The sequence below is a fragment of the Streptomyces sp. NPDC002499 genome, from assembly GCF_053595415.1.
This window is the reverse complement of record NZ_JBSFXO010000004.1, coordinates 364,205-390,939: the sequence shown is the minus strand read 5'-3', so window position 1 is coordinate 390,939 and position 26,735 is coordinate 364,205. Positions and strand designations below refer to the sequence as shown.

The following is a 26,735-nucleotide window of genomic DNA, read 5'->3' as shown; positions in this document are numbered from 1 at the left end:
CCACGCCCCCTTACGTCTTGCGCGCGTGCAGCAGAAGGATCGAGGCGAGGGACGGTCTGGCGCAGGCGAGCCGGTCGAGCGGACGCAGCGCCCGCGGTACGCCGTGGAAGGGGGCGCCCTTCACCGCCACGACCGTGAAGCCGGACGCGGCGACGAACTCGCTGAGCGCACGGGCGGTGTAGAGCCGCAGATGCCCGACCACCTCCGACCCCGGCCGTCCGTGGATCGCCCGCAGACTGACCTCGGAGAAGACCGGCTGCACCCCCGCCAGCAGCAGACCGCGGTTGTACCAGGCGGCCAGGTTCGGCGTGGACAGCATCAGATGACCCCCGGGGCGCAGTACGCGGCGGATCTCGTCGAGGGCCGCGTCCGGGTCGACGAGATGCTCGACGACCTCGCTGAACAGCACGGCGTCGGCCGCTCCGGCCCCGAACGGCAGCCCGCCGCCGGTGAGTTCACCGCGCACGGCGTCCGGCAGCCGGGTGCGGGCCCGCCGCAGCGCGTCCTGCGACCAGTCCACGCCGATCAGCCGGTGCCCGGCGAGCAGCGGGGCGGCGGTGGCCGCGGCGGTGCCGTCACCGCAGCCGATGTCGAGGACGGTGCACGGACCGTGGCCCGCCGGACCGAGCGCGGCGGCCAGCATGCGGGCCTGGCGCAGACTGCGCGAAGTGCCGGAGGCGACGGGTACGGACGGGTTCTCGTAGAAGTCCCGGAGCTCGCGCGGGAGCGCCGCGGTGGTGGTCATGGGCCCGTCTCCGTCCCTGTCTCCGGCTGTGTCCCTGTCTCCGTCGTGTGCAGGTAGTGCTCGAACAGGTCCCTGACGTGGGCGCCGTCGCCGTGCCCGAGCAGCGCCCGGGACCAGCGCAGGGCGAGGTGCAGCCGGCCCGCCGTGGAGGCGGTGGTCACGGTGAGACCGCGCGGCATCCGGGCCGGGGCCGAGAACCAGACCGCATGCGCCCGGCCCGCCTCCTCGCCGAAGTCCAACGCGTACGGGATGCGCCCGATGTTGCTGAGCAGGGTCGTCGAGGTCCAGCTCGCGGCGGCCCGCCGCAGCCCGCGGGTGACGCCGGCCCGCCAGGTCACCGGGGTGACCGGTGCGGTCAGGAGGGCTGCTCCGCGCCCGAGTTGGGGCCGCGGGAGGGCCTTCAGGGCGCGGGTGCGGGCCGCCGTGCGGCGCAGCAGGGCCGGCATGTCGACGGAGTCCCCTTGGCGGCCGTGTGCGTCCAGCTCCTCTATGGAGAAAGGGACTTCGACCAGCCGGGTGCCGTTGCCGATCGGCATGGAGGAGTCCCGGGGGCGGTCGTCCACGGGCATGGTGATGCGAAGCGGCCGGGGCCGGGCTCCGTGTTCCCTGTTCCAGTGGGTGATCGTCAGGGCCGTGGTGACCATCAGCTGGTCGTTCACGGTGTAGGGGGAGCCCTTGGGGCGGTGCGGCAGCGGGAGTTCGGTGACGAGCAGGCCGTTGCCGGGGGAGGGCTCCGGGGTGCCGGGGGCGACCCGGGCGGGCGGGGACCAGTTGGAGGGGGTGTCGGCGGGCGGCTGCGGTGGTTCGGGCGGGCGGACCGGGGGTGCGGCGGGGGAGTTGTCCCGGCCGCCGTACAACTCCGCGGCTGTGGCGAGGACTCGGAGGCAGGCGGGTCCGTCGAGGGCGGTGTGGTTGATGGTGAGGAAGAGAACGGTGCCTTTGGCTCCGCCGGTTCGCGGGGCGCGGGTCCGCCGGTGTGCCGCCAGCCCGACCGCGTCCGTCGCCTCGCTCCCCTCGGCCCGCCCCGCGTCCGCCACCACCTCCAGCCGGACCGGCGGCGACAGCGACAGCGACGGAGCCGACGTCAGCGCACGCGTCCTGGCGTCCCGCAACGCGTTCGGCCCGGCCGGCGGGAAGCTCACCACCTCGACGTCCGGCTCCGCCGTCAACTCCCACTCGTAACGCCGCCGGTACCAGGGACCGGGCGCCTCACGCATGAGCACCCGAGGATGCCGACGCAACGCCTCCACGAAGGCCGCGGTCAGCCGGTCCCGGTCGAGCGGCCCCGGCAGATGCACCTCGATGTGCACCGTCTCCGGCTCCTCCTCCTGCACACAGTGCCGGGAGACTTCGTCGACGAGCGGGAAGGGGATCCGGGCGGACGGCTGCGCCGGGCCGTCGGCGCGGGCCGGGTGATCGAGTGCGGTCATGTGCCTTCACCCTTTCCCCTACGGTCCTCCGGCGGACGATCGGTCGGCGCGGCGGGGGCGTCGTCGGTCCGCCGGGGGTCCGGGGGGTCTGCGGCGTCTCCGGTGTGTCCGGTCGCTTCCGGTTCTCCGGTCTCCTCGGGCGGGGTGGGCCGGGGCCCGGGTTTGCCGAGCGGGATCCGCGCGGTCGGTGGGTCGGGGTCGGGCCCGCCGGGACCGCGCGCGGTGATGGGCCGTCCGGCGTCGGGGCGGGGGACGGGAACGGGTGCCGCGGGCTTGCCCTCGGCCGACGGCTCGCGCTCGGCCGCTCGCTCGCCTTCGGCCGCCTGCCCGCCTTCGGCCGCCCGCCCGCCTTCGGGCGTCGGCTCGCCCCTGGTCGCCGGGTCACCCGGGACCGCCGTTCCCCTCTCGGTCGCCGTCCTGCTTCTGCCCGCCGTTCCGTTCCTGGTCGGCGGCCCGCTCTCGCCCGGGTGCCGTTGCGGCAGCGGTCGGGTCGGGGGTGTCTCGAAGCCCGGCGGCGGCCCGCTCGCGGGAGTCGGCGGCAGCACCGCCGTATCACCGGACCTGGCCCCGGACCCGGATCCGGATCCGTAGGGACGGCCCCGCGCAGGGTCACCCGCGTAGCCGCCGTACGGCTCCCGCACGCTCACCAACCCCGCGAACAAGCCGATCAGCGCCAGCAGTTGAGCCGTGTGCCCGAACGCCCCCTCGCCCGCGCCCACCGGCTCCCCGGCCCCCGTGGCGGCGGCGATGCCCGCTCCCGCCAGGGCCGCGAAGGCGATCGGTACGAGGAGCTGGTGGCGTCGGTACGCGAGCAGCGCCAGCGCCGGGACCAGCAGGGCGAACCAGCCGGCGATCACGATGCCGACCAGCGTGAGCGCCACCGTGCCGAGCCACAACCCGGGGTTCGGCGGGGTCGGTTGGGGCTCGTCGGGGTTCGGCGTGCGGCGGCGCCAGACGACCAGGCCGATCAGGACCGCGAGCCCGACCGCACCGCCGATCAGCCCGCCCTCGTACGTCGTCGCGGGCTCGTACGACAGCTTCACCGCGCCGCCGGCACCGGCCGGGACCCGCCAGCCCTGCTGCCATCCGTCGAGCCGGACCGGGGTCAGCTCCTTGCCGCCGAGCGTGGCCTTCCAGCCGTCGTTGAAGTTCTCGTACGTCGTCAGATAGGTGGCCGCGCCCGAGCCGACCGTCACCTCGCGGCGGTCGCCCAGCCAGTCCCGGATCGTCAACTCCCGTGCCTCGGCGGTGGGTTCGGTGACCGTCCCGCGGGTGAGGGTCACGTCGGTCAGGGCGAGGGGGCCGCTGTCGCCTCCCTCGACCCGGTGCGAGCCGGAGGGCAGCTCCAACTCGGCGTCCTCGCGCCCTTCCTGGCACAGCGTCACCTCGACCTGCCGGCGTTCGGTCAGGTCCCGCACGGTGCCCTGCACGGCGGTCTGGTACAGCTCGCCGTCCACCGACACCACCGGACCCTGACCGCACGGCAGCTCGAACGACCGCGCGGGGCTGGGCTGTTTGGTGCGGTACTGGTCGAGGGCCGGGATGTACGCCTCCGTCAGGCCCACCGGCAGCTTCAAGTCCTCGTCGGCGACCGGGTTGTGCAGGGTCAGCGGGGCGGTCTGGGTGATCGTGATGTCGAGCCGGTCGGTGGTGATCGGGTCGAAGCGGGCCACGCCGTTCTCGTCGACACCGGCGATCGTGGAACCGTCAGGGGAGCTGATGTCCACCTGCGTGGCGCGGGTGGACAGCCCGCCGGCGGGCGCCAGCACGACCTCCCCCACCGCTTGTTTGCCGCTCCAGCTCAGGTGGATCGTCGGCCGGTCGCCCGCGATCCACGCCGTCGTCAGGTCACCGTCGGTGAGGTTGCGCGCCGACAGACCCGCGCCGAGGTCCGCCGTGGAGTCGGCGGTGGCGACGATCCGGTTCTGCTGGTCCGGCGCGACCTGGTACAGCAGCTTGTCGAGCGCCTCGCCGCTCACCGGCACCGCGCCCGCCTTCACCTCGTACGTCCCCGCCGAGCCGGTCGAGAAGGTCCGGTGCAGGCCGGCCTCGGTGCCGGTGGCGGAGAGGCCGGTGGGGTCGGGCGTGCGGTGCAGGGAGATCAGCGAGGCGGCGGCGTCGGAGGAGTCCGCGTCGGTCGGCAGCCGCAGCAGCCGGGTCACCTGGACGTCCGGCAGGGCGATCTCGGAGAACCCGGCGCCGGTGAGACCCGTGTGCCGCGCCACCGAGTCGACGATCGTCAGCTTCATCCAACTCGTCTCGCCCGCGGGCGCCTTGATGCTCTGCGTGGTGCCGTTCGGCTTGAGGAAGCTGGTCCTCGACCCCTTCTCCGTCTCCACCCGCACCTTCGTCGCCGCCGAGCGCACGCTCTCCTGCGGCAACGGCGTGACCTTGAAGGAGGACGGCATGTCGTACGAGCCGGTGAAGCCGATCCGCAGCCACTGTCCGTCCGCCGAGCCGGGCGCGCCCTCGGCCCACGCGGTGTCCGGGTTGCCGTCGAAGGCGTTCACCGGGTCGTACTGCGGCAGCGAGAACAGCCAGTTGCCGTAGGAGGACGCCGACACCGAGCGGGCGCCGCGCAGTTGCGCCACGGTCTGGTGGTCGAGGCCCTTGGTCGGCAGGATCTGGTGCGGTTTCTCACCCGCGTCCTGCACGGCGTCCGAGGGGTTCCGTTCCGAACTCGTGTATGTGTACGAGGTGTTGGCGCTGACCAGGCCGAACCGGGTGTCCGCGCGGCGCAGTCCGTCGCCGGTCACCTGGAGCGCGGGGGTGCCGAGACCGGGGTGGTTGTCGCCGGTCAGGACCGTGGCTCGGCCGCGGAGGTCGGATGCCAGCGGCAGCAGGGACTCGGGGCCACCGGAGACGACGGCGGTGTCGGCGACCGGGAGGAGGTGCGCCTGCCCGGGCCTGGGCACGTCCTGGTCGGCGGGTTCGTAGATCTCCACGGCCCGTTGCCGCGGGTACAGCCCCTCCACCTGGAGCGGGGAGTCGTGGGCGATGGTCCCGCCCGTCATGACCGGCCCGAACCCGGTCACCCGCTGGTACCCGGACTGCTCCAGGGTGCGCTTGACGGTGGTGGTCGGCACCGAGCCGACCTGGTTCTGGTCGAGGTCGTTGCGGACGACGACGTAGAAGACTCCGGCCCGGCTCAAGTAGTCGGCCAGGCCCGGTACTTCACTCCCGGAGGTCAGCGCGCTCTCGACGGCGTCCATCGCGCGCCGGTTGCCCGGGGTGCCGAAGGGGACGTAATCGCGTTGTGCCCAGCGGGACTTGGCGAGCACGTCGAGGGGCTGGTCGATGGGGGAGCCCCAGGTGTAGAGGCCGTGCGCGGTGGCGGGGACGACCAGGGCGCGGGAGTCGGGGGAGTACTTCTCCAGCCAGTCGGCCGTGGTCGACCAGTACTTGGGCAGCTCCTGGAAGGAACCGGGGTTGAGGATCGACCCGTTGAGGTACGGCCACATCAGCCCCGGCAGGATCAGCACAGCCGCGATCAGCGGCGCGAACCGGCGCCCGCGCACCGGCCGTGCTCCACGCGGCTCGGCGGCCACGCCCACCAGATGGGCGATCCCGAGCACCAGCGCCAGCGCAAGGCCCGTCTGGAACTTGTAGATGTTGCGGAACGGCACCAGCCACCCGTTCAGCCAGTCCTGCACCACCCCGTGGAAGGGCGCCCCGAACGCACCGCCGTACCCGGCGAGCAGCAGCAGCGAGACCGTCACCACGGTCAGCACCAGCCACCGCCGCTCCGGCATGTCCCGTCTCGCCAGCCCGGCAAGACCCAGCCCGGCCGCGAGCGCGGAGCAGACGATCACGATCACCGAGGACGCCACGACCCACCCGGCCGGCAGCCACGCCTCCCCGAAGTGCAGATACGCGACCCAGTCACCGCCCCCGCGAAGCGCCTCGGTCGCCGACATGGTGGCCGTCGTGGTCTGTGAAGTCTCCACGTACGGAAGGAAGTTCTCGCCGTAGACGCCGAGCATGAGCAGCGGGATCCACCACCAGGCGGTCGCCACGATCACCCCCGGCACCCACCACGCGATCAGCTTGCGCTGCCGTGGTCCGGGCGGCCGGGACAGCAGATACAGCCCGACCGGCAGCAACGAGGCCAGCGTGGAAGCACCGTTGACCCCGCCCATGAACGGCACGATCAACGCCGAACGCAGGGCCGCGATCCGGGCAGTGTACCGCTCGTCGGTCAACGGCAGCAGCACCCACGGCAGAAACGCGCCGGGCAGCGCGGCAGCCGACGTGGAGCCGACAACAATGGTGAAGACGGGCCACAGCGCGTACGCCACCCCCGCCAGCAGCCGCGACCCGCCGGTCCCGATCCGCAGCCGCTCGGCCAGTCGCAGCGCACCCCAGAAGGCGACGGACACGATCAACGACAGCCACAGCCGCTCGGCCAGCCACACCGGCAGCTGCACGGCATGGGCCAGCCAGTAGAACGGCAGCATCGGCCACAGATACCCGGCGTACTGGTCCTGGATCCCGCCGAACGACCCCTGGTCGTGCCACAACTGCCCGAGGTCGGAGAAGAAGGCACCGGGATCGACCGTCACACCCAGCTTGGTGTCGAAGGTCTGCCGCCCCGGATGCACCACCAGGAACAGCAGGAACGCCACGGCCCAGAACCCGACCAGCAAGCGCCGCGACCGCGGCCCCTCCGGCGGACCCGAAGTGGCCCGCGCGGTGGGGACGGTTGCCGGAGGAGGAGCCTGGACCGTGGTCGTCATGGGGGACACCGCCGGAGTATGAGGAGGAGGTTCCAGGTGGCCAACTCCCTTATGCCGGGCGCCTTCACGACGGTCTCGGCGAGGAACGGCCAGTAGCGGGAGCGCGCCGAGACGACCGTGACGTCGTCACGCGCGCGCACCTGCCGCAGGGTGGCGCCGATGTGCACGGCGAACAGGTTCTCGCCGAGGGTGTGCTTGGCCGGCTTTCCGGTACGCCGCCGGTAGCGCGCGCGGGCCCGTTCGGCACCGAAGTAGTGCCACGGCGCCCACTCGTGACCGCCCCACGGGGACAGCCAGTTGGTGAACGACACATAGATCAGCCCACCGGGCCGCGTCACCCGGGCCAGCTCACTCAGAAACGTCTGCGGATCGGCCACGTGCTCCAACACGTTGGACGAGAAGGTCACGTCGGCGACCCCGTCGGACAACGGCAGCAGATACCCGTCGGCGATGACGGAGGAGTCGGGAGGCTTCCCACCCAACTCCGCCGCATCGGGCTCGAAGAGGTACGCGTGCGCTCCGCGCCGCCGGAACTCCGAGGTGAAGTACCCACTCCCACCGCCGACATCGACGACGGTCCGCCCGGAGACGGCTCCGTCATAGGCCTCGACTTGATCAACGGCGTCACGAGCGAGGAGGGAGTAGCAGGTCTCCGGGTCGTCTTGTTCGTGCCGGAAGGCAAGGAAGAGAGAGACGGAGCGTCGAACCGACGGATCTTTGAAGTGCCGGTTGCGCATATCGCCCTTTGAGGGGCGCGGGGAACTGCGCGACCAGCCACGACGCACCCCAGGCCGCATCACGACCCCCAGCCCGCCACCGCCTCCGCGGCAACCGCCCGGAACTGTCTCACCGTACGGTCCCACCGAAAACGAGCAGCCCGCTCCCGAGCGACCTTCCCCATCAACTCCCGCCGCTCCCCCGAGAGGGCAAGCGTGCACCAGGCCGCAGCGAAGGAAGACTCCCCGTGCGCAAGCACACCCGTCTCCCCGTCCACGACAGAATCCCGCAAGCCGGGCACGTCGAACGCGATGGTCGGCGTCTCCCGGGCGGCGGCCTCCGTGACGACCAGCCCCCATCCCTCCACGGCGGACGGATGCAACAACAGCCAAGCCGCGCACAACAGCCGATGCTTCTCTTCCTCGGACACATGCCCGGCGAACTCGACCCCAGGACCGGCGAGTTGCTCGAGCCGCTCCCTCTCGGGCCCGTCCCCGACGATCACCAGCCGCCCGCCGGTCACGGGCCGCACCCGTTCCCACAGCCGCAGCAGCAGATCGATCCGCTTGTACTCGACCAACCGACCCACCGCCACGAACAACGGCTCGGCCGACCGATCACCACGGGGCCCCGGCTCCTCGACTCCGTTGTGCACGACTCTGATCCGGTCCCGCTCCACGCCGATCCCGCGGAGCGCATGCGCGGTGGAGGGCGAGACCGCGACCAGAAGCCCACGCCGCGAACCGGCGGAGCCGCTCGCGCCGGTCAGCGCCCACTGCTCAAGTCTTCGTCCGAGCCTTGCGGCCGGCGTCAACGGCCCGCCGAACCGCATCGCCCACAGGTCGGAGTGGACGTGGTTGACCAGGCACAGCGTGGGCCCGCGGTGCCAGACCGGCGCGAAGTACGGCATGCCGTTGCAGACCTCGACCAGCAGGTCGCAGTCGCCGATCCGGCGGGCGAAGGCGGAGCGGGCGCGCAGGTAGTGGTCGAACGAACCGCCCGCCGACACGACGCGGTAGTCCCGGAAGGCCGCGGGTCCGCCGCACAGCAGCGTCACCTGATGGCCGAGTCCGGTCAGTCCGTCGGCGAGCCGGTCGACCAGCAGCTCGGAGCCGCCGGCCGCCGGGTTGTCCAGATCCCGGTGGGCGAGGAAAACGATTCGGCGCGGTTGTGGGGGAGGCGCCGAAGGGTGCTGCGGCGCCGCCCGGGGTGGCACGGCACGCAGCGAGGAAGGCACGTGCTGGGGCATGGGTGCTCCAACTCGTCTCAGGGTGCGGAACTCAGTGGCGAGGTCTCGGCGACCTCGTGGCGACCTGAACCGCCGCGCTGCCGCGCCGACTTCGTGGCTACTTCTGTGCTGTTGCTGTGGGGGAACTGAGCCCTTCTCAGGAGGGGGGTGTGGACGGGTTGTGCGGGGGTGGGGTTGGACAGTTTTCGCCCCGCCGTCCGCCACGGCTACTCACCGAGATGACAATTTCGGGCTTTATTAGAACTGACGTCATGTCACATCGTGAGCCCAGTCCCGGACGAATCGGGGGATCCGGGGCGCCTTCGCCCTCGTACCACCAAAACGCCCCCTACTACGGCCAGGACGAACCCGGCCACAGCGGCTCCTATCGGCAACGTCTGCCCCACCATGCGCAGTTGACCACTCTCCTTTTTGGCCAACTTCACCTGGGACTTCTGCGTGGCGGTCGTGAAGACCAGTTTCTCGGCGTCCAGGAGGAGCACCGCGTCGTACGAGTGCCCCGGCGCGCGCAATGTACGTCGCGGGCCGACCTGGGCGTAGATCACGCGGCCGGTGCGCTGGTCGACGACGAGCCGGACGCCGTGGTTGGAGTACCACTCCTCGGCCAGCACCTGGGGCTGGTTCGGCTGGTCGACGAGGCTGCCCGGCACCAGCCGGGTGCCGATCTTCGTCGGCGGGACCGTGCCGGTGAAGGCGAGGCCGGTGTAGCCCTGGACCTTCTGCTTGCCGGCGTAGTGCAGCGTGATCACGTCGCCGAGCGAGTTGTCCCACCACTGGTAGGAGCGTTTGTGCACGTCGAAGGGGAACTTGAGGTAGGCGTCGCCCTCGAAGTACGGGTTCTCCTCGCAGCAGTGCACCGGCTTGTTGGTCTTGCGGTCGGTGACCCAGCGGTTGAGGAAGAACTCCAGCGCGTCGTGCGGATCGGCGGCCGGCAGCGACTTGTCCGTGTCGACCGTGGTCGTCACGTCCCACACCGCGTCGCCGCTCTTCTCGCTGTCCTCGACGTTGCCGCGGACCTGCTGGGTGACGGTGATGCGCTTGTCGGTGACGGTCTTCAGCTCGTCGGTGTCGAAGTAGGCACCGGTGCCCTGGTAGACGGCGGTGGTGTCGATGTCGATCGGGTTCACGGCGGCCCGCGGCTGCACGTACCACGCCAGCATCGGCGCCAGGACCAGCAGAAACACGCCGAGACCGAGGAGTATCAAGGAGGTTGGTGAGGCTGTACGGCGCATCCGGGCACTCCAGGGGGGAGGGATGACGGAGTCGGGCCGTTCCATGGGCCCGGGACCGTAGGCGCCTCTTGACGGGGTGTCAATGCTTGTCGACACTGGGCCGACGGGCAGGGGTGGGGACAGCGGGGTGGGGACGACCTCCCGACAGAGAGGCTGACCCTGCGATGTCCAGACTGCTCGCCGCCGCACTCACCGTCGTGGCCGCCGCCGTTCTCGCGGTGGGCGCCGCGCTCGGTATCGTCGCGCTGCTCGACGCGACCCCGGACCAGCCCAACACGCCGTTGATCACGTACGAGCAAGCCGGACAGGGGAGTTGACGGGTGACGCCGGCTCGATCACCCGCCACCGCCACGCTCTCGGCCTGGCACGACGTGCCCCGCCTCCAGGTCCGCGAGTTCGCCGCGCTGGCCATGGCGGAGGCGCCCGCGCTCGCCGAGGAGATCCTGCGGGAGATCCGCCGCGAGTACCCCCATCTCCCGTTCGTCCTGGACGAGTCGGGCGAGCCGATGGCGATGGTCGGCATCCGTCGCGCCATCGAGGTCTTCGTCCAGCATCTGGAGACCTCCGAGGGCCGCCCGACCGTACCGCCGGGCGTCTTCCAGGAGTTCGGCCGCGGCGAGGGCCTGCACGGCCGCTCCCTCGACTCCCTCCAGGCGATCTACCGCATGGGCGTACGGCTCGCCTGGCGCCGTTTCGCCGAGATCGGCCAGCGCGTGGAGATCCCGCCGCCGGCGATGTACGAACTCGTCGACGCGGGCTACGAGTACCTGGACGGCCTGGTCGACCAGTCGGTACGCGGCTACGCGGAGGCGGCGGCACGTCAGGCCGGCGAACGTCTGCGCCTCCAACGCCGCCTGATGGAACTGCTGTTGGCCGAGCACCACCGGGGCGGTGACCCGGCGGAGGCGCTCACCGAACGGGCCGCGCGGGTCGGCTGGCCGCTGCCGAGGAAGGTCGCGGTGGGCGTACTGCTGCGCCCGGCAAGGGAGGCAGTGGCCCCGGCCGTGAGCGAGGGGGTCCTCCTGGACATGGAGTACGAGCAACCCCGCATGGTCGTCCCCGAACCGGACGCCGCCGGCCGCCCCGAACTCCTCCACCGCGCCCTCACCGGCTGGTCGGGCGCGATAGGCCCACCGGTCCCACTCGCCGACGCGGCGAAGTCGCTGCACTGGGCGGAGGCGGCGGTACGGCTGGTGGAGCGGGGCCTGCTGCCCGCCGGAGACGTCCTGCACTGCACCGAGCACACCGAGGCGCTGATCCTCCTCCAACCCGAGGAACTGATAGACGACTTGGCCTTACGCTGCCTGGCCCCCCTCGCCCACAGCGGCCCGACCCACGGCCGCCGCCTGGCGGAGACGCTCCTTGCCTGGCTGGAGACAAGAGGCGGCGCCCCGGAGGTCGCCGCCCGCCTCGGCGTCCACCCCCAGACCGTCCGCTACCGCCTCCGCCAGATCCGCGAACTCTGGGGCGACGAGATAGACGACCCGGACCGCCGCTTCGAACTCGAACTGGTGCTACGAGCACAGAGATTGAGGGGAACGCTGGGGGAGGCGAGGAGGGCGCCCTAGCGAGCCCGCTGCCGCTGCCAGGCCTCGTAGTGATCGAGCACCGTCTCCTCGATGGGGCGATAGCTGATGCCCAACTCCCGTACCCCACGCCCGTTGTCGACCTCGAACCGTATGCCGAGATGCTTGCGGATGTAGTCCTGGGTCAGGCCGAAGGCGGGGCCGAGGATGCGAACGGGCCAGTGGGGCAGTCGGGTTCGGGGCAGTCGCAGATTCTTCGGATACCGCCCACGCAGCACCCGGGCCATGTCGTGGAAGGAGGCCATCCGTTCGGCGGCGACGACGTACCGACCGTGCGCGTCCGCGTTCTCGGCGGCGGCGATGTGGGCGTCGGCGACATCACGGACGTCGACGGTCGTGAAACTGAAGTCGGGGGCGCCGTAGAAGAAATAGCCCTTGAAGAGCTCGTCGAGCAGGAAGAGGCTGCCGGACTCGGAGGCGGGGGTGAGGGACGGCCCGAGCACGAGCCCCAGGTTGACGGAGACGAGCCGCCACCGCGTCTGCCCCTCCGCGGCCTCCCAAGCGGCCTGCTCGGCAACGGTCTTGGCGTAGTGATACGGGTTGTTCTCCACGGTGCTGGTGGTGTTGAAGTACTTCTCGCTGAGCACGCCCCCGTCCATCTCCAGCACGTCGACGTAGTCCCCGAAGACGGCCCCCACGGTGGAGGTGAACACCACCCTCCGCACGCTGGGCGTCCGCTCCACGCTCCCCAGCACGTTCCGCGTCCCGACGAGCGCGGGCTCGACCACGTCCCGCTGCCCGTCCTTGATCTTCTCCGGCATGAGGAAGGGCGAGGCCACATGGAACACGACCCCGCACCCTTCCATCGCCGCGTCGAAGTCCCCGTCGACGAGCAAGTCGGCTTCGAAGAGGTCGAGTTGGTCCGGATGCTGCTTCTGCATCGCGCGGAGGGGAGCCACCTTCGCGGAATTCCCCGCACTCCGCACGGTGGCCCGCACCCGATACCCACGCTCGAGCAATCGCGCGACCAGATGACTCCCGACGAACCCACTGCCACCGGTCACCAGGACGGGTTCCGCACCCGAGCCCTCGCTCATGCCGCTCCTCGCGCGTCGATCTCGTCCGATCGGTCAGAGGGACGGTATCGCTCGACGCTCGGATCGACGCTCGGATCGGCGGCGGATCAGCAGCGGATCGGAGTGGATCAGCCCGTTCCGCTCCGTTCCTTCGCCCCCGCCCGCCGCGGTGTCGCCCCCTCCACCTGGACCACCACCGTCGTGTAGAAGCGGTTGACCGCGTCGTTGACGCTGCGGATGAAGCCCGTTTCGGCGTTGCCGCGGCCGTTGCCCATGTTCTTGATGAGGGAGAGGCGGAAGCCGGTGATGCGGGTGGTGGGGTTCTTGGGGAGGACGTCGGCCGGTTCGGGGCGGAGGCGTTCGAGGGTGCCTCGGGGGCCTCCCGTCTCGCCTTCGACCAGGGTCTCGACGTGCAGGTCGGCCGGTGCCTCGTCCAGACGGCGGATCAGGCGTTTGGCCCAGGTCAGGGGGTATCCCTGGTCCGGTGCCGGGAGGTCGAGGGAGGTGCGCAGCCGGCCGGTGCGCAGGTCGGCGGTGAGGGCGAGCACGCCGGGGGTGCCCTCGATACGGACCTCCGCCTGGAGCCGCCCGTCGGTGCAGAGCTGGTCGGCGAGGCGGGCCCGACGGGTGCCCGGGTCCGCGCCGCGCCTGGTGCGCTGGACGGGAAGCGCCTTCTGGCCGAGTTCGCCGCCGAGGCCGAGGCAGACCTGGCGGATGAGCCGCTCCCAGTTCTCGACGACCTCCAGCGCCCGCGGATCGCCCTGGCACAGGGTCTCGTCGTCGATGCCGTTGCGCACCGGCACCCAGGCCGCGCCCATGTTCTGGAAGCCATGGCAGCCGGAGTTCTCGTGCTGGAGATAGTGCAGCAACTCCTGGAGCAGCCAGGCGTGGGCCGCGTTGCCGACCCCCTCGTGCCGGATCAACAGCTGGGCCTGGTGCGCGACTTCGGCCCAGGACAGATGCCAGAGCGCCACCTTGTGCTTGCGCCGGCCGTCGATCCTGACGTCGACGAGCGGACTGCCCTCCAGGGCCACGTCGTTGGAGAGCGTGATCACCGCCTCGTAGCCGCGGCGGGCGGCGATGTCCATGTACGCCTGCACCTGTTCGGCCTTGAGGGCGTTGCCGTTGGTCTTGGTCTCGACGAGCGCCGTCCACAGTTTTCCGGCCCGTTCGATCCGGATCACCCCGTCGGGCCGCCGAGGCGTGTCGCCGTGCGGCAGGGCCACCTCGGTGAACGTCTCCATACGGCCGGCCGGCGCCCCGAACGCCGCCGTGAGCCTGCGGCCGAACTCCGGTACCTGCGCCATCACCGACAACAGCACGGACGTGGCCCGCGTCTCGCGGTCGCGGTCGCTCTTGAGCACCGAGACCGGGAAGAGCCGGGCCTCCCGCCACGTCTCGTTGTCCGCGAGGGACTTCCTGGTCACCTTGGGCAAGGTGACCTTCTTCTTCGCCGTACGAGGTCGCGCACCCTGTTTCCGCGGGCCGTTCTCGGCGTCGTCGCCGGGCTGCCGGGGAGCGGGCAGGGCCTCCAGGTTCGGCCGCGGATCCTGCTGCGGATCGGGCCGCGTCGGCTGGACAGCCCCCGCAGGCTCGTCTCCCGCCTCGGCGCCGGCCATGTCGGTCTCGACCCCCGCCTCGGCCGGTTCGTCATCGATGTCGACGCCGAAGTCCGTTGCCAGACCGGCCAGTCCGGTCTCGTACCCCTGTCCCACGGCCCGGAACTTCCACTCCGTCCCGCGCCGGTACAGCTCGCCGAAGATGAACGCGCTCACCGAGCCGGCGTCGTCGATCGAGAACCGCAGCAGATGCTCGCCCGCCGCGTCGGCCAGCGTCACCCGTAAGCCCTCCAACTCCCCGAACCGGGCGCCCTCGTACCGGCTCGCGGCCACGACGATCCGCTCGACGTCCGGCGGAACGGCGGTCAGATCGAAGCCGATCCGGTCCTCGTTGCCGTCCTCGGTGGGCGTCTTGCCCAGCAGTTGCACGCTGCCGTCGGCGGCCACCGGGTTGTTGTAGAAGTAGAAGTCGCCATCGCTGCGCACCTTGCCGTTCGGGCCGACGAGGAGGACGGAGACGTCCGCGTCGCCCTCGCCGCTCGGGCTGGTCCAGCCCAGACCGACGATCACCGAATCGACGTTCTCGCTCAGGGCCGTAAGGGATACGTTCGAACCCTTGGCCATTTCATGCGTCTCTTGCACGGAACCCCCCAATCACACCTTCCGGACGCCGAGGGCCCCTCCCGCCCTCGCCCGCCCACCGCACGACATGATGTGACGTGTCGCACATGGGAGACAGTAGTACTCACCCGGCCCGCGAGGTGGTGCCCGCAGGACCATTGCCCGGGCAAACGCACTATGGCTAGCCTGTCCTCGTTCGTCATTCCGATCGTCTGTTGAAATCTCGAACGCAGACGCTACAGACAACCAAGGGAGGGGGCCGGTCGTGGGACGCCTCGTACCTGCCGTGACTCGGGCTCTCGACATTCTTGAGCTCTTCCTCGACGGGGACGGGACGCTCTCCGCCCCCGACATAGTGCGCAAGCTCCAGCTGCCGCGCACCACCGTGCACGAGTTGGTGACCACGCTCGCCGCCCGTTCGTACATCGTGCAGGTGCCCGGGCAGCCGGGACGCTACCGGCTCGGGGTGCGGCCGTACCAGCTCGGCAGCAGGTACGCCGAGCAGCTGGACCTCGCCGCCGAGGGGCAGCAGGTGGCCCGGTCCGTCGCCGAGACCTGCGACGAGACCGTGCACGTGGCCATCCTCGAAGGCACCGACGTCATCTACATCGCCAAGGTGGACTCCACCCACGCGGTGCGCATGGTGTCGGCCGCCGGCCGCCGGCTGCCCGCCCACTGCACGTCCGTCGGCAAGATGCTGCTGGCCTCCCTCCCGCAGCCCGAGCTCGACTCGCGCATCCCGGAAGACGCCGACCTCGTCGCGATGACGCCCAACAGCATCACCGAGCCGACCGCCCTGCGCGAGGCCCTGGCGGAGATCCGGCTGCGGGGCATCGCCGTGGAGAGCCGTGAGTCCAACCCGGACGTCAGCTGCGTCGCCGCGCCGGTGCGCGACCGCACGGGGCAGGTCGTCGCCGCGCTCTCCATCTCCGTACCCATGATCCGCTGGAGCGACGAGCGCCGGGTCGAGCTGGAGCAGCTCGCCGCCAAGGGTGCCGTGGAGCTCTCCGAGCGCCTCGGCCACCGGAGCGTCGCATGACGGCGTACGCGTACGAGGTGGCCGTGCTCGCCGAGGCCGCCCTCGGCGAAGGTCCCACCTGGGACGCCGACGCCGCGCGGCTCATCTGGGTCGACATCCTCGGCAGCCGCGTCCACACCTACGACCCCGCCACCGGACACCGCACCGTCCGCACCACCGAACAGCACGTCGGCGCCGCCAAGCCGCGCGTGGGTGGTGGGCTGGTGCTGAATCTGCGGGACGGCGTCGGGCTCGTCGACCCCGACGACTCGTTCCGCTGGCTGCACCGCGAACCCGTTCCGGGCCGCCGCGCCAACGACGCCGCCGTCGCCCCCGACGGCTCCCTCTGGGCCGGCACCATGCGCTACGACGAGGCCCCCGGCGGCGGCACGCTCTCCCGCGTCACCGGCGACGGCACGGTCGAACCCGTCCTCGACGACGTGGCGGTCAGCAACGGCACGGGCTGGAGCCCCGACGGGCGCCTCATGTACTACATCGACTCCCCGACCCGTCGTATCGACGTCTTCGACTACGCGGGAGACCAGGGATACGAGGGTGCGGCGCGAGTCGGCAACCGGCGGCCCCTCGCCGAGATCGAGGACGGCGCCGGGTTCCCCGACGGGCTCACCGTCGACGCCGACGGGTGCGTGTGGGTGGCGCTGTGGGACGGCTCGGCCGTGCGCCGCTACACGCCCGCCGGTGCGCTGGACCGGGTCATCGAGCTGCCCGTGCCCAGGCCCACCGCCTGTGCCTTCGGTGGCACCGACCTCACCGACCTGTACATCACCACGGCCCGTACGGGTCTCACCGCACCCCTCCCGGCCGCCGGCTCGCTGCTGGTGGTGCCCGGCGCGGGGAAGGGACTGGCACAACCGGCGTTCGCGGGCTGAGAGCCATGGGGGCTGGGCCACTTCTCCGCCCGGCCCCCCCCAACTACTCGGCCCGGCCCGTCCGGTCCAGCGACCGCAGGATCTTCCGCTCGGACTCGGTCAACGGCGGCTCCGTAAGCGGTGGCAGCAAGGGGCCGTTGAGGGTGGCGAGGAGAGTCCGGGGGCGCAGCACCCGGGTCGGGCCCGTGGTCAGGCTGGACAGGTCCCACACGGCGGCCGCCGCCTGGTAGGAACCGGTGGCGGTTCTGGTCAGGCGGCGGGAGTACGCAGCGACCAGCCGGTCGGCGGTGCCCGGCTGCCCGCCCCGCGTGCCCGGGTACCAGACGTCCTGCCCGACGGCGACCGCCCAGGCCGCGTCCACGGACCGTGCCGCCGCGCGCTGCACCCGGCGCGACAGACCCGGCACGGTCGGCCCGCCGCGGGCCAACTCCCGTGCGAAGGCCTGGACTCCGAGCGCGGCCACCGACATGCCCTGTCCGTAGGTCGGGTTGAACGTGGCCAGGGCGTCGCCGAGCACGACGAGGCCGTCGGGCCAGTCGCGCGCCTTCTCCACGTAGTGCCGCACGTTGGCGGTGCCGCGGCCGACGTGGATGTCGGTGAGCGGTTCGGCGCCGGAGATCAGCCGGCCCACGACGGGGTCGGGCAACTCCATGGCGTGGCGCAGGAATTGGTCGGGGTCGGCCGAGGGTTCGCCGCCACGGGACCCGGCGAGACTGACCATCCAGCGGTCGCCCTCGATGGGCATCACCATCCCGCTGCGACCCGGCCGGCCGGAGTACGGGTCGGCGTGCACGACGGTCAGCGGGAAGTCCTCGGCGCCGGCCGGAGTGCGGTAGATCCGGGTGGCGTTGACGAGACCGGCGTCGACGGTCTTCTCCCGGACCTCCGAAATCCCCAGCGCCGTGAGCCACTTGAGGATCCGCGAGCCACGCCCGCTCGCGTCCACGACGAGATCGGCGTCGAGGTCGGTGTCGGCGTCGGAGCCGTGGTCGTGGTCGTGGTCGTGGTCGTGCAGAGCGTCGCGCTCGATGCCCGGTTCCGCGTCGACTTCCCCGCCCCTAGCGGCGGTCGACACCCGCACGCCCCGCACGCGACCCGCGTCGCCCAGCAACTCCACCGCTTGGGCCCGCCGAACCTCCACCCGGGCCCGCCCGACCTCCTCCCCGCCCAGGCCCAGCACGGCGTCCCGTACCGCCCAGTCGACCAGCGCCCGGCTGCAACTGATCATCCGGGGCCCCTCGGGCCGCCATCGCCGCAGCCAGCCCTCCGGGGTGCGGGCGAGCATGCCCGAGCTGAAGGAGATCTCGTGGGCGCCCTTGTCCAGCAGCCGTCGGCGGATGTCCATGCCCGGCAGGAGGTCGTCCATCGCGATCAGGCCACCGGGCATGAGGAGGTGGGCGTGCCGGCCCTGCGGCAAGCCCCTGCGGTGCTCCGGTCCGGTGGGCAGGTCGTCGCGTTCGAGGACGATCACCTCGTCCACGGCGGTGGACAGGGCCGCCGCGGCCAGCATGCCGGCCAGGCCGGCACCGATGACGACAGCTCTACTCGGCATGGGGCTCCTCGCACTCGGCCACGGGGTCGGCCACGGGGCGGGAGCCACGGGCGCACTCAGCCATGGGAAGCCTTCACGGTACCTTCACGCAGCGTGTCGCAGGCGGGGGTCTCCGCCAGGGCCTGGGCGAGCTCGACCAGGCCGCCCGGACCGGCCACCTCGGTCGCGTGCAGGCGGTACGTGCTCGGCGGGTCGAGGGGCCGGGCCCGTGCGGCGGCCCGGCGGGCGGCGTCGGCGAGCATGGCGGCCTCCGCCACCACCCGCGCCTGATGCGTGTCCCGGCCCGAACTCAGCGCCGCCCGCCGGGCCTTCTCGCGTACGCCGTCGTCGAAGTACGGCGCCAGTGCCAACAGCGCGTCGTGGATGGAGACTTCACGCCAGCGCAGCCGGGCGAGCGGTAACTGCCACCAGGCGGAGGGCTGTTTGGGCGCGGTCGACACGAACCGCACCCGTGCCCACAGCGGACCGAGGCGCCGGTACTCGCCCAGGCTGCGGCAGTGCGCGGCGACCGGCGGCAGCAGCCGCGGCAGCACGAAGCCGGCCGAGCAGAACAGCGCGCCGAGCGAGGCGAGCGGCGGCGCCACCGACGTGGAGAGGAAGTCGAGGTCGTGGCCGTACCAACGCGCCACCACCGCCGTGTACTTGGCCGGCTGGAAGCCCAGCACGTCCAGTAGTGCGCCGGTGAGGATCAGCCGCAGCCCAATCCTCAGCAGACCGGTCACCTCGCGGCCCCACTTGAGGCACACGGCGCACATGACGACCATGGCCGCGGTGTGCGCGAGCAGGTAGCACAGGATCATCTCGCGCATGTACGGCGTGTTCGCGTAGTACGTGTCCAGGTCCCGCAGCCGCTCCACGGGCGCGTCCGCGAGCGCGAACAGCACGACGATCGCGACGACCAGCAGCCCGTACGCGGTCACGCAGGCCAGCACCGCCCGCCGGACCCGCGCGGGGGGCCCGCCCCGCCAGTGGATCAGCAGCACGATCAGGGAGCAGCTGTACGCGGTGAGCATGCCGTAGGTCAGCGGGGCACCGAAGTTGGGGATGCCGGTGAGGTCGTTGACGGCGGCCAGCGTCAGCGGCGCGGAGCAGGCGAAGACGAGCGAGCCGAGCACGATCGCCACGCAGGTCGACAGGGTCAGCGGATCCCGCGCGACGGTACGCGGCCGACGGAACAGCAGGCCCGAGGAGAGCGCGAGCGCGCACGCGGCCACATAGACGACGAGACTCACGCGGCTCCCGTCGGCACCCGGACCCCCGCGACGACGGTCCCCTCGGCCAGCACGTCGGCGATCCGCACCAACACCTCCACTTCCGGCACCCGCCCGGGCGACCCGGCTCCCGCAGGCACGTCGGCCGCGGCGACCCGCCCCGGGGGACTGCCCGCCGCCCCGGCCCCGGTCCGCCCCACGAGCCCGTCATCCGTCGCGCCCGGCAACACGCGCCGGGGCGACCCCGTTCCCGCACCCGCGCCGGACGTTCCGGCCTGCCCCGAGGAGTTGCCGACCGTCCCGGCTCCGGTCCGCCGCACGAGCCCGTCATCCGTCGCGCCCGGCAACACGCGCCGGGGCGACCCCGTTCCCGCACCCGCGCCGGACGTTCCGGCCTGCCCCGAGGAGTTGCCGACCGCCCCCGCCCCGGTCCGCCCCACGAGCCCGTCGTCCCGCACGCCCGGCGACACCTGCCCGGGTGACCCTGCGCCCGCACCTGAGCCGGACGCGCCGGCTTGCCCCGGAGGGCCACCCGTCGCTCCGGCTTCTGTCCTGCCCGCCACGCCCGCCACCTCGGCCCCGACCCGCCCCCCGAGCCCGCCGTCCCTCGCCCTCGGCAGCACCCGCTCCACAAGCTCGCCTTCGTCCCCGAACCCGACTCCACCCCCGAGTCCGACTCCAGCCCCGGGCGCCGTCCACGCCCCCGCCGTCCCGGCGTCCACCCGTTCCGGTTCCTCCGCGATCGCCGCCACGATGACCGTCGCCCACGCCGTGGCCTCGGCCCGGTCGGCGTCGGCGGTCGTGCGCAGGACCTCCTCCCGCGTGCGCTCGTACAGCGCGTGGTCGAAGTACGCGTCGAGGTGGCTGAGGCCGTTGTGGATGCTGGTCTGGCGCCAGACCAGCCGGGTCGTGGGGGAGGACCAGCGAGGGCGCGGCAGGCGCAGCGCGCGCCGGGTCAGGAGGTCGTCCAACTCCCGTTCCAGCGGAGCGAGTCGGGCGTATGTCCGGCGGGACCGGCGCCACGCGCTCAGCCGGGGTCCGATCAGCGGGAGGAGCACGCCGACGACCGTCAGGACCGCGCCGAGCCCGGCCGCGGCCGGCGGGACCTGGGAGCCGAGCACCGGCCAGTCCGTCCCGCACCAGCGGGCGATCACGGCGACCAGCTTGCTCACGCTGTACCCGGCGTTGCACAGCGTGCCGATGCCCAGCGTCAAAAGGCTCGCGCGCAGCCAGCCGTCGACCTGGCGGGCCCAGCGCAGCGACGACACCGTGGTGACGGTGGTCGCGGCGAGGTGTCCGACCAGGTAGAGGACGATCATCTCGGCGATGAAGGGGGTGGTCGCGTAGTAGGTGTCCAGGTCCGTGCGGCGTTCCACGGGCGCGTCCCCGAGCGCGAACGTCGTCGCGATGCCGAGCACGATCAGCGCGTACGCCACGACCCAGCGGCGCGCGACGCGGTGCACGTGCGGCCCGCCCCGCCAGTACACGATCAGGACCTGCGCGGCGGCGCTGTACACGGTGATCGACGCGTACGTCAGCGGCGCGGCCAGGTTGGGGACTCCGCTGACGCCGTTGACGTACGCCACGGTCGGCGGCGCCCCGAGGAAGAAGCACAGGCCGGCCAGGCCCAGCACCACGCAGATCGCTCGGAGATAGGGGTCGTGGCGGTGGCGGCGCAGGTCGGGGGATTTGACGAGCAGGCCGAGCCAGAGGATCCCGCAGCTGACGTAGTTGATGAGACCGCTCATCTCTGTGTCCCACGGTGGTTGAGCGCGGCGCCTATGCGGCCGGCGAGGTCGGGGGAGTCGTTGCCGGCGGACGCGAACACGGAGTCCGTGGACGCCTCCAGCCAGGTGCGCAGCCGGCCGCCCATCAGCATCCCGAACCGGTCGGCCTCCTGCTCCTCGGCGAGGCTGAAGTCGGTACGGGCACCGCCGGTGCCGCCCTGGCGCATGTGCCACACCTCGTGGCAGAAGATGACGAGTTGGTGCCAGGGCGCGGCCCGCCGGTCGACGACGACGTCGTCGTGGGCCTCGCCCTCCAGCCACAGTCCGCTGGCCGTGTGCGGCGGGAACACCGCGCGGTGGACCAGGACTTCACGGCCGCGCCAGGCGCTGACGGAGTCGACCAGCGCCTCGAACAGGACCTCCGGGTCGGCCGGGATCGGCACGCGGATGGGGTCGACGAGGACGTCGGCGAGACGACGCATGTCCCTGTTGGTCCCCACCGCGCATCTCCCTGTCGGCTCGCACCGCGCTCCCCGGGGCTGCTCGGGTGTTCGACGGCCGTGTGTGCAACAGCCGACATGCTCTCAGACCGCGTGATCCTCCGCCGGAGGATGCGAGGGATGCGTCGCGGACGGCGACCGAACCGTCACCTCCGCCTCGGCACCTGCCCCCACCCGTGTCCCGGTCCCCGCACCTGCCCCCGCACGCAACCGCACCGCCGACAGTTCCTCCGGCCGACGCAGCGCACGCGACACCGCGCCGATCTCCCGCAGCAGATCCGTCGTGTCGCCGTCGTGGTCGCCCGCCCCGTCCGCCGCGTGGTGCCGTGCGGCGACGGCGTCCTGGATGCTCACGGCGGAGGCGAGCGCCTTGGCCCGGCCGGCCTCGAAGCCGAGGGCGAGCGCGGCGTCGTAGGCGGAGCGGCGGCGGTCCTCGTCGATGTGCCGGGCCAGCGGCAGCAGTACGTCCCGGATGAACGTCTCCCGGCGGATCAGCCGGAGTTCGGGCGTGGCCCGCAGCAGGAACGGCGTGCCGCCGCCGTTGACCGTGCGCAACAGCAGGTACAGCGGCCGCAGTTCGCGGTGCGCGAACCGGACCCGCCAGCGGTCGTGCAGGTACTGGCCGGCGTGCGGCAGGATGAAGCCGATCGCGATCAGGATGGCCGACAGACAGGCGATCGGCGGCGCCACCCCCGTACTGAGCCAGTCCAGGTTCCGCCCGGCCCAACGGGCCGCGACCGCCGTGAGTTTGGCCGCGTCGAAGGCCAACTGGATCGCGTAGCCCACGCCGAGGAACTTCAGCCCCCAGCGCAGCCACGCGTCGAGGCCGTCCGCGCGCACCCAGTTCCAGATCAGCCACGAGGTGATCAGCGTGGCCACGGTGTGGGCGAGGAGATAGAGCAGGATCATCTCGCGCAGGTACGCGGTATTGGCGTAATACGTGTCCAGGTCCCGCAGCCGCTCCACGGGCGCGTCGCCGAGCGCGAACAGCACCCACAGCGCGACGATCACGCCCGAGTAGGTGGCGACGACCCAGCGCATCGCGCGGACGGTCTGCGCGGAGCGGTCCGCGAGGCCGTTGCGCCAGGCGATGATCAGCAGCAGGCAGGAGCCGCAGAACGCGGTGAGCAGTGAATACACCCAGGGCGCCGAGATGTTGGTGACGCCGGTGACCCGGTTGACCCAGGCGATCGTGGCGGGCGCGACGAACACGAACACCGCGCAGGCGAGCAGCAGCAGACCGCCGACGGCCCGCAGCAGCGGGTCGCTCCACAGCCGGATGATGGTGGGCAGTTTGATGGCCAGCGCGGCGGTCAGCACCCCGGCCGGGATCCACCAGAAGGACGGGTAGAACTCGTTGACGAAGCTCACCGCGGCGGCCCGCCGCGCCCGCGGTAGCCCAGGGACCGCTGGAAGGGGTCGAGGTCCCCGCCGGGGGTCCGCCCGTCGAGCATTGGCCGGAACGCGGCGGCGAGCCGGTGCCCGAAGTCGTCGGCCTCGGCCTCGTCGCTCTGCCGCGAGCCGTTGCGCGCGGCCACCGTCAGCGCCGCGTCGGTCCACTCCCGCCGGTCGGCCAGGGCGTGCGCGGCGACAGGTCCTGCCACGTGGTGATGGCCGTGCGCGGCGTGCAGATGCCACAACTCATGGCCCAGGATGACCAGTTGCTGCACCGCCTCGGCCCGCTCCTCGACGATGACCAGGTCGAAGTCCTGGAACTCCACCCACAGTCCGGTGACCTCGATCTCGTCGGGGAACCGCTCGAAGCGCAGATCGAGGGGCCGTCCGCCGCGCAGTGCGCTCATCTCCTCGCACAGCGCCCGGCACAGCTCGCGCACCCCGGCCGGCGGGTCGGGTCTGGCCGCCACCGCGGCTCCGAGGCGGGCCGTCAGCTCCCGCATCCCCGAGCGGGTGCCGGCGCGCGTCCCGAAGTACGCGCCGAGACGGGTGCCGACGCGCGGCCCGGCGGCTCTTCGCGAGCGCATGAGAGCAGCGGCGATCCCGGCCGCCTTCCTCCGCGCGCCCGCGATGTCCATCGTGCCCCTTCCCGCCCGGCCGCCGGGCGGCAGGGCTGTTCGAGCGTACGCGGCAGGTCCGGTCCACGTCATGTGATCCGGTGCGAGTGGTTCAGTGCGGAACTACCCCTCTGGCTGGAAAGTTCCGCCCGGACCATTGACCGAGAAAGCGCTTCCTCCTTACGGTCCTGTTCGAGGATGCGAGCGAGAGTCGATATCCCGGACGGCCACCAACCCCGTTCCAGCCCCCGTTCCCGAAGGGTCCCCATGAGCACCACCACCGCCCGTTTCACGCTCGACCCCGCCTTCACGGTCGGCGAGGTGAACCCCCGACTCTTCGGATCCTTCGTCGAACACCTCGGCCGCTGCGTCTACACCGGCATCTTCGAACCGGACCACCCCGCCGCCGACGAGGCCGGAATCCGCACCGACGTCCTCGACCTGGTCCGCGAACTCGGCGTGACCGCCATCCGCTACCCCGGCGGCAACTTCGTCTCCGGCTACAAGTGGGAGGACTCCGTCGGCCCGGCCGAGGACCGCCCCCGCCGCCTCGACCTCGCCTGGCGCTCGACGGAGACGAACCGGTTCGGTCTCTCCGAGTACATCGCGTTCCTGAAGAAGGTCGGCCCCCAGGCGGAGCCGATGATGGCGATCAACCTGGGCACCCGAGGCGTCGCCGAGGCCCTGGAACTCCAGGAGTACGCCAACCACCCCGCCGGTACCGCCCTCGCCGAGCAGCGGATCGCGCACGGCGACAAGGACCCCTTCGGCATCAAGGTCTGGTGTCTCGGCAACGAGATGGACGGCCCCTGGCAGACCGGCCACAAGACGGCCGAGGAGTACGGCAGGATCGCCGCCGAGACGGCCCGCGCGATGCGCCAGATCGACTCCGACGTCGAACTCGTCGCCTGCGGCTCCTCGTCCCAGGCCATGCCGACCTTCGCCGCATGGGAGGCGACCGTCCTCCAGGAGACGTACGACCTGGTCGACTACATCTCGCTGCACGCCTACTACCAGCCGCACGACGGCGACCTCGACTCCTTCCTCGCCTCCGCCGTCGACATGGAGTCCTTCATCGAGAATGTGGTCGCGACCGCCGACCACGTGGGCGCCCGCCTCAAGTCGAAGAAGAAGATCAACCTCTCCTTCGACGAGTGGAACGTCTGGTACACGGCGGACTGGGAGGAGCAGACGAAGAACGCGGACCCGGCCGACTGGCCGGAGGCGCCGCGCCTGCTGGAGGACAACTACAGCGTCCTGGACGCCGTCGTCTTCGGCTCGCTGCTCATCGCCCTGCTCCGGCACGCGGACCGCGTCACGGTCGCCTGCCTCGCCCAACTCGTCAACGTCATCGCGCCGATCATGACCGAACCGGGCGGCCCGGCCTGGCGCCAGACGACCTTCTTCCCCTTCGCCCAGGCCTCCCGCTTCGGCCGCGGCCAGGTCCTCGACGTCCGCGTCGACTCGCCGACCCACGACACCAAGGTGTACGGCGAGACCGACCTGCTGCACGCCACCGCGGTCCGCGCCGACGACGGCACCGTCACCGTCTTCGCCGTGAACCGCAGCCGCACCGAGCCGCTGCCCCTCGAAGTCGCCCTGTCCGGCCTGGACTTGACCTCCGTCGCCGAACACACGGCCCTCGCGGACGCCGACCCGGACGCCCGCAACACCCTCGCCGACCCCGACCGTGTCACCCCCCACCCGGTCGAGGGCACCACCCTCACGGACGGCACCCTCACCGCCGTACTGGAACCCCTGTCGTGGAACGTGATCCGACTGGCCTAGTTCTCGATGTGCACCTGTGCGGGCGGATACGGGTACGAGGACGTCGTGCCGACGGCCCAGTAGCCGCCCGTGCCGGGGACCGCCGCGAGGGCGAGGGGGAGGACCGGAGTGGTCGCGGTCGGGCCGCGTTCGCTCACCCAACTCCCGTTCTCCCAGCGGAGGTGGTGCGCGCGGGTCTGGTCCCAGAAGTCCCAGCCGGTGATGCGGTCGGGGCCGCCCTGGCCGTCGTCGACGATCCCGGACAGCATGCCGACCGTGAACGGGGTGGTGACGTAGGTCCAGGAGTTGCCGTCGCCGTGCATCAGCGTGACGCTCGGGGGTTTGCCGGGCGGGCCGCCGACCCCGTAGGAGTAGCCGGTGAGCCAGATGTCGTCGTCGGCGACCGGGAGGAGGCCGGTGACGGAGGCGCGGATGCCGGGTGGCGTGGGCAGTTCGGTCCACGCCGTGCCGTCCCAGCGCGCGATGAGGGCGCTGTCGTAGACCCAGACGTCACCGGAGGGCAGGACGCGCAGGCCCGACGGGGTGGCGGTGGTGCCGCTCGGGGGCGCCGGCTCCCAGGTCCAGTCGGCGCCGTGGCCGTGCAGCAGGAGCAGGCCGTCGCTGGAGCGCCCGGAGATCCAGGTGTCGCCGTCGGGGCCGAGCGCGACGTCCGTGAGGTCGGTGCCGGAGGCTCCGCGGCCGGGGAAGTCGGCGTCCTGCCAGGTCACGCCGTCCCAGGCGAGCAGCCGGTACCCGCCCGTCGTGCCGTGGCCGAGTGCCCAGGCGCGCTCGGCGGTGCCGGCGACCGCGTGCAGGTATCCGCTGAAGCCGAGGTGGGAGAGGTCGACGCGGCTCCAGACCGAGCCGTCCCAGACGAGGGCCAACGGGGTCCCGCGCGTGCCGCCGTTGCGGCCCTCCTCGCCGACCGCCCAGGCCAGACCGGGGCCGGCGGCGGCCACGTCCAGCAGCTGGGCGGCCGGGGCGCAGTCCGGAGCCGGGACGGCGGTCCAGTCGTGGGGCACCCCGGCGCTCGCCGACCTCGCCGCGGCCGCACTGGCCGCTCCCGTGCTCGCCGAGACCAGACCGAGTCCGGCCCCGACTCCCACCACGCCACTGATGAATCGCCGTCTTCGCACGGGAGTTCCCCCTCATCACCGTCCGCGGCCC

General features: G+C 72.0%; 19 protein-coding genes and 1 pseudogene. 5 read left to right on the top strand and 15 right to left on the bottom strand.

Features of this window, described 5'->3' with window-relative positions:
• Positions 1–10: 10 nt before the first annotated feature.
• The 6 genes from ACWD5F_RS12795 to ACWD5F_RS12770 form a co-directional block, all read right to left on the bottom strand.
• On the bottom strand, positions 11–745 hold the full coding sequence (locus tag ACWD5F_RS12795; protein ID WP_401727818.1) for a class I SAM-dependent methyltransferase: 735 nt from the start codon (positions 743–745) through the stop codon (positions 11–13).
• Entirely contained in the window at positions 742–2,175 is a 1,434-nt protein-coding gene (locus ACWD5F_RS12790; protein ID WP_451253737.1) for a condensation protein, read from the bottom strand. Before ACWD5F_RS12790 ends, ACWD5F_RS12795 begins: the two co-directional genes overlap by 4 nt.
• Positions 2,172–6,911, bottom strand: coding sequence for an alpha-(1->3)-arabinofuranosyltransferase domain-containing protein (locus ACWD5F_RS12785; RefSeq protein ID WP_451253735.1), 4,740 nt, complete (start codon positions 6,909–6,911; stop codon positions 2,172–2,174). The genes ACWD5F_RS12790 and ACWD5F_RS12785 overlap by 4 nt, the downstream gene beginning before the upstream one ends.
• Complete coding sequence (locus tag ACWD5F_RS12780) at positions 6,908–7,648, bottom strand: class I SAM-dependent methyltransferase (protein WP_451253733.1); 741 nt, start codon at positions 7,646–7,648, stop codon at positions 6,908–6,910. Before ACWD5F_RS12780 ends, ACWD5F_RS12785 begins: the two co-directional genes overlap by 4 nt.
• A 59-nt stretch (positions 7,649–7,707) precedes the next feature.
• On the bottom strand, positions 7,708–8,877 hold the full coding sequence (locus tag ACWD5F_RS12775) for a glycosyltransferase family 4 protein (protein WP_451253731.1): 1,170 nt from the start codon (positions 8,875–8,877) through the stop codon (positions 7,708–7,710).
• Between the two features lie 254 nt (positions 8,878–9,131).
• Positions 9,132–10,109 carry a DUF3068 domain-containing protein gene (locus ACWD5F_RS12770; RefSeq protein ID WP_401727813.1) on the bottom strand — a complete coding sequence of 326 codons (978 nt, stop codon included), beginning with the start codon at positions 10,107–10,109 and terminating at the stop codon, positions 9,132–9,134.
• 164 nt (positions 10,110–10,273) lie between these two features.
• Here ACWD5F_RS12770 and ACWD5F_RS12765 point away from each other — a divergent pair, with 164 nt between their 5' ends.
• Both ACWD5F_RS12765 and ACWD5F_RS12760 read left to right on the top strand, forming a co-directional pair.
• Positions 10,274–10,426 carry a hypothetical protein gene (locus tag ACWD5F_RS12765; protein ID WP_165951142.1) on the top strand — a complete coding sequence of 51 codons (153 nt, stop codon included), beginning with the start codon at positions 10,274–10,276 and terminating at the stop codon, positions 10,424–10,426.
• Between the two features lie 3 nt (positions 10,427–10,429).
• Positions 10,430–11,677 carry a PucR family transcriptional regulator gene (locus ACWD5F_RS12760; RefSeq protein ID WP_451253730.1) on the top strand — a complete coding sequence of 416 codons (1,248 nt, stop codon included), beginning with the start codon at positions 10,430–10,432 and terminating at the stop codon, positions 11,675–11,677.
• Here ACWD5F_RS12760 and ACWD5F_RS12755 read toward each other — a convergent pair.
• Together ACWD5F_RS12755 and ACWD5F_RS12750 are read right to left on the bottom strand one after the other, a co-directional pair.
• Complete coding sequence (locus ACWD5F_RS12755; protein WP_451253728.1) at positions 11,674–12,732, bottom strand: NAD-dependent epimerase/dehydratase family protein; 1,059 nt, start codon at positions 12,730–12,732, stop codon at positions 11,674–11,676. The two genes, ACWD5F_RS12760 and ACWD5F_RS12755, sit on opposite strands and share 4 nt — an antisense overlap.
• A gap of 107 nt (positions 12,733–12,839) precedes the next feature.
• Positions 12,840–14,894 carry a TerD family protein gene (locus ACWD5F_RS12750; RefSeq protein WP_451253726.1) on the bottom strand — a complete coding sequence of 685 codons (2,055 nt, stop codon included), beginning with the start codon at positions 14,892–14,894 and terminating at the stop codon, positions 12,840–12,842.
• Between the two features lie 262 nt (positions 14,895–15,156).
• Between ACWD5F_RS12750 and ACWD5F_RS12745 the strand changes: the two genes are divergently transcribed.
• Together ACWD5F_RS12745 and ACWD5F_RS12740 are read left to right on the top strand one after the other, a co-directional pair.
• Positions 15,157–15,930: an IclR family transcriptional regulator gene (locus tag ACWD5F_RS12745; RefSeq protein WP_451253725.1), complete on the top strand. Its 774-nt coding sequence runs from the start codon at positions 15,157–15,159 to the stop codon at positions 15,928–15,930.
• The gene (locus ACWD5F_RS12740; RefSeq protein ID WP_451253723.1) at positions 15,927–16,799 is read left to right on the top strand and encodes an SMP-30/gluconolactonase/LRE family protein; all 873 of its coding nucleotides are present in this window, start codon (positions 15,927–15,929) and stop codon (positions 16,797–16,799) included. Before ACWD5F_RS12745 ends, ACWD5F_RS12740 begins: the two co-directional genes overlap by 4 nt.
• Before the next feature lie 43 nt (positions 16,800–16,842).
• Here the strand turns inward: ACWD5F_RS12740 and ACWD5F_RS12735 are convergent, their stop codons facing one another.
• From ACWD5F_RS12735 to ACWD5F_RS12710, 6 genes and pseudogenes are all read right to left on the bottom strand, one after another.
• Positions 16,843–18,351 (bottom strand): pyridine nucleotide-disulfide oxidoreductase, encoded by a 1,509-nt coding sequence (locus tag ACWD5F_RS12735; RefSeq protein ID WP_451253721.1) that lies wholly within the window; start codon positions 18,349–18,351, stop codon positions 16,843–16,845.
• Between the two features lie 56 nt (positions 18,352–18,407).
• Positions 18,408–19,583, bottom strand: a complete 1,176-nt coding sequence (locus ACWD5F_RS12730; protein WP_451253719.1) for an MAB_1171c family putative transporter — start codon at positions 19,581–19,583, stop codon at positions 18,408–18,410.
• A gap of 710 nt (positions 19,584–20,293) precedes the next feature.
• A pseudogene (locus tag ACWD5F_RS12725) lies at positions 20,294–21,310 on the bottom strand (MAB_1171c family putative transporter); the annotation flags it as partial.
• Complete coding sequence (locus ACWD5F_RS12720; protein WP_450352590.1) at positions 21,307–21,771, bottom strand: toxin; 465 nt, start codon at positions 21,769–21,771, stop codon at positions 21,307–21,309. The gene ACWD5F_RS12720 and the pseudogene ACWD5F_RS12725, both read right to left, overlap by 4 nt.
• Positions 21,772–21,873: 102 nt before the next feature.
• Complete coding sequence (locus tag ACWD5F_RS12715) at positions 21,874–23,160, bottom strand: DUF6545 domain-containing protein (RefSeq protein WP_451253717.1); 1,287 nt, start codon at positions 23,158–23,160, stop codon at positions 21,874–21,876.
• A complete protein-coding gene (locus ACWD5F_RS12710; RefSeq protein WP_451253715.1) occupies positions 23,157–23,822 on the bottom strand; it encodes a toxin-antitoxin system, toxin component family protein in 666 nt (221 codons plus the stop codon). Before ACWD5F_RS12710 ends, ACWD5F_RS12715 begins: the two co-directional genes overlap by 4 nt.
• 246 nt (positions 23,823–24,068) lie before the next feature.
• Between ACWD5F_RS12710 and arfA the strand changes: the two genes are divergently transcribed.
• Complete coding sequence (gene arfA / locus ACWD5F_RS12705) at positions 24,069–25,589, top strand: arabinosylfuranosidase ArfA (RefSeq protein ID WP_451253714.1); 1,521 nt, start codon at positions 24,069–24,071, stop codon at positions 25,587–25,589.
• On the opposite strand, the gene ACWD5F_RS12700 is transcribed toward arfA, so the two are convergent.
• The gene (locus ACWD5F_RS12700) at positions 25,586–26,704 is read right to left on the bottom strand and encodes a hypothetical protein (RefSeq protein ID WP_451253712.1); all 1,119 of its coding nucleotides are present in this window, start codon (positions 26,702–26,704) and stop codon (positions 25,586–25,588) included. The genes arfA and ACWD5F_RS12700 overlap by 4 nt on opposite strands.
• Between the last annotated feature and the right edge of the window lie 31 nt (positions 26,705–26,735).